Below are 2,981 nucleotides of genomic sequence, written 5' to 3'. Positions count from 1 at the left end.
TTCGTCAGGCGGGTTTACGTGAAACGAATGCTGAATTTGTGGTTTGTACCAGCTGAATTTGCGCCAGCAATGGCGCCAGGGGAGAAAATGCTCTGGTGGCGAGCTGGGAAATATTATGGCCGATTTCGGATCAGCCAGTAAGCCGGTGTGCAGCCGGCTATAACTAAACGTGTGGAGTGATTTATGGCGAGAACATTAACGTTAGATGCATGGGCTCAGGATGAATTCTCAGATCCAATACCAAGCAGGCCAACCCTGATGAAGTATGCAAAGAGCGGCATGATATCTCCACCACCCTTCAAGGCTGGGCGGTGCTGGCGTGTTGAAGCGTCAGCGCGCTTTATTGGCATGGCCGATAAGCCCGTGGTCAGGAAGGATGATAATCCACGTTTAAAAAGGATTCTCGAAGATGGCTCGTCCACGTAAATACAACGTGAATATTCCCGGTCTCTCCTGCTATACCGACGCCAGAACCAAAAAGGTCTACTGGCGCTATAAGCACCCGGTCACGGGAAAGTTTCACGGTCTCGGAGATAATGAATCAGAAGCAACGGCAATTGCTACTGAGGCCAATATCAGACTTAATGAACAAAAGTTAGCTAATTTTCTAAAAATTAGAAATGAAATAAGCCGAAATGTTAATAGCGGAATATCTGCAAATACTTGGACTGATAAATACCGCCAGATTTTACAACAACGTGTAAAAGCGGGTGAAATAAAAGAACGGACAGCACGCCTCCGGGAGCCAGCATTACGCGCGTTCATTAGTCAGTGCGGAATAAAGAGTCTGCCAGAAGTAGGTGCCAGAGATATTGCAAGCATATTGGATATTTATATTGAGAAAGGACAAGGAAGAATGGCGCAAATGGTGCGCTCTGTCCTCGCTGATGTTTTTAAAGAAGCTCAGCATGCAGGAGAAGTTCCCGCTGGATACAACCCAGCCAAGGCAACTAAGCAACCAAGAGCAAAAGTCGCAAGGCAGAGGCTTTCTCTTTCGGAATGGAAAGAAATATACATTGCGGCTGAAAAACAACCCGTTTTCATGCAACGCGCAATGCTCCTGGCAATCATTACCGGTCAGCGTGTTGGTGATATTGTTTCTATGAAATTCTCAGATATCTGGGATGATAAATTGCATATTATTCAAGAAAAAACAGGGGCAAAAGTTGCCATACCTCTTTCACTACGTTGTGATGCATTAAATATGAGCTTACGGGATGTTATCGCAGAATGTAGGGATGCTGTATTAAGTAAATGGGTTTTGCATCACCATCGTGTTCATGGCGTAAGCGCCAGAGGAGACAGCATAAAGAAAAATACTTTGTCGAAGGGATTTTCCACCGCGCGCGAGGCTTCAGGGATCGCTTTCAAAAGCGGTACGCCTCCAACCTTCCATGAACAAAGATCCTTATCTGAGCGTCTATATAGAAGTCAGGGTGTGGACACTCAGACTTTGCTGGGTCATAAAAATATCAAAATGACCGAACAATACAACGATGACCGTGGGAAGGAGTGGAAAGAAGTAGCTGTATAGCCTGTAACCGGTTTTGCTGAGGAGTTTTGCAGGGGTTTTGCTGGGAGAAGGATTTTATATTTTAATACAAAGCATTACCCCTCCGCGTGCATGCCGCGCTGGTATCTCGACGGCAGCAAAACCGATTACCGCCGTGGTTTCAACTCCGCGCCGGACTGGGCTTACAGCAATAAAGAGACCACCAAACTTTTCACCACCCTGAAACAGTCCTTCGATAACGGCTGGCAGGCCACGCTGAACGGCACGCATACTGAATCCCTTATCGACAGCAAAATGATGTACATCGACGGGACATTCGATAAAACCACCGGCGTGGGCGAATCCGCTTATGCCGGTTATCCGGTCGTCGCGGGGACCGGCTACAACACCGGTAAACGTAAAGTCGATGGCGTGGACGCCTTTGCCAGCGGCCCGTACGAACTGTTTGGCCGTCAGCATGAACTGATGACCGGCGTGAGTTATTCCAAACAACAAAATACCTATTACAGCGCATTCGCCAATATTTCGACCGAAGAGCTGGGTAACTTTAACGACTACAACAGCCAGTTCCCGGAAACTGACTGGGGTCCGCGTTCTCTGGCTGAGCGGGATGTTATCCGCCAGAAATCCGCGTACGTCGCCACGCGTCTTTCGCTGGCCGATCCGCTGCATCTGATTGTCGGTGCGCGTTACACCAACTGGAATTCTGACACCCTGACGGCTCAGATTGAGAAGAACAACATCACGCCGTACGCCGGTCTGGTGTTCGACATCAACGATACCTGGTCAACCTACGCCAGCTACACGTCGGTGTTCCAGCCGCAGACTTACCGCGATATCAACGGCGCGTATCTGTCGCCGGTAATCGGCAAAAACTACGAAGCGGGCGTGAAATCCGACTGGTTCAACAGCCGCCTGACCGCATCCGTTGCGGTGTTCCGTGCGGAACTCGATAACGTCGCGCAAAGTACCGGCCGCACCATCGAAGGCTCGACCGATACAGCGTACGAAGGCAAAAACGGCACGGTGAGCCGCGGGATTGAATTCGAACTGAATGGCGCGCTGACCGACAACTGGCAGATGACGTTCGGCGGCACCCGTTACATTGCCGAAGACGAGAACAGCGACGCGGTTAACCCGCAACTGCCGCGCACGCAGCTGAAACTGTTCACCAGCTATCGTCTGCCGATGTTGCAGGATCTGACCGTCGGCGGCGGCGCGAACTGGCAGACTCACGTCTGGCAGGATGTGCCGGGCCCAAGCGGCAACGGCACCCGTTACGCCGAGCAAGGCAGCTACACCGTGGTTAATCTCTTCAGCCGTTATCAGGTCACGAAACAACTCGCCGTGCAGGCCAACGTGAACAACCTGTTCGACAAAGAATATGACACGAGTGTGTAGTGGTCAACAAAAACTGGCCACCGCGTTAGAGTTTTTCCAGTATCGATTTTCTGATTCGTTTGGTGGC

At 50.4% G+C, this 2,981-nt stretch carries 2 protein-coding genes and 1 pseudogene; all 3 read left to right on the top strand.

Annotated elements, in window-relative coordinates; genetic code table 11:
* Positions 1–183 precede the first annotated feature (183 nt).
* On the top strand, positions 184–426 hold the full coding sequence (locus tag J8X26_RS25965; RefSeq protein ID WP_152326569.1) for an excisionase: 243 nt from the start codon (positions 184–186) through the stop codon (positions 424–426).
* Positions 410–1,534, top strand: coding sequence for a phage integrase Arm DNA-binding domain-containing protein (locus J8X26_RS25960; protein WP_208952432.1), 1,125 nt, complete (start codon positions 410–412; stop codon positions 1,532–1,534). Before J8X26_RS25965 ends, J8X26_RS25960 begins: the two co-directional genes overlap by 17 nt.
* Positions 1,535–1,624: 90 nt before the next feature.
* Positions 1,625–2,914: pseudogene (gene fhuE, locus J8X26_RS25955) on the top strand (ferric-rhodotorulic acid/ferric-coprogen receptor FhuE); the annotation flags it as partial.
* Positions 2,915–2,981: the final 67 nt, after the last annotated feature.

This window comes from Rahnella sp. ChDrAdgB13, from assembly GCF_017655185.1.
GTDB classification, from domain to species: Bacteria; Pseudomonadota; Gammaproteobacteria; order Enterobacterales; family Enterobacteriaceae; genus Rahnella; species Rahnella contaminans.
This window is presented reverse-complemented; position numbering and strand designations above follow the sequence as displayed.

What these genes read in the sequence shown, in the direction of transcription:
- J8X26_RS25965 (WP_152326569.1), top strand. Translation starts at nt 184, where the DNA reads ATGGCGAGAACATTAACGTTAGATGCATGGGCTCAGGATGAATTCTCA.
- J8X26_RS25960 (WP_208952432.1), top strand. Translation starts at nt 410, where the DNA reads ATGGCTCGTCCACGTAAATACAACGTGAATATTCCCGGTCTCTCCTGC.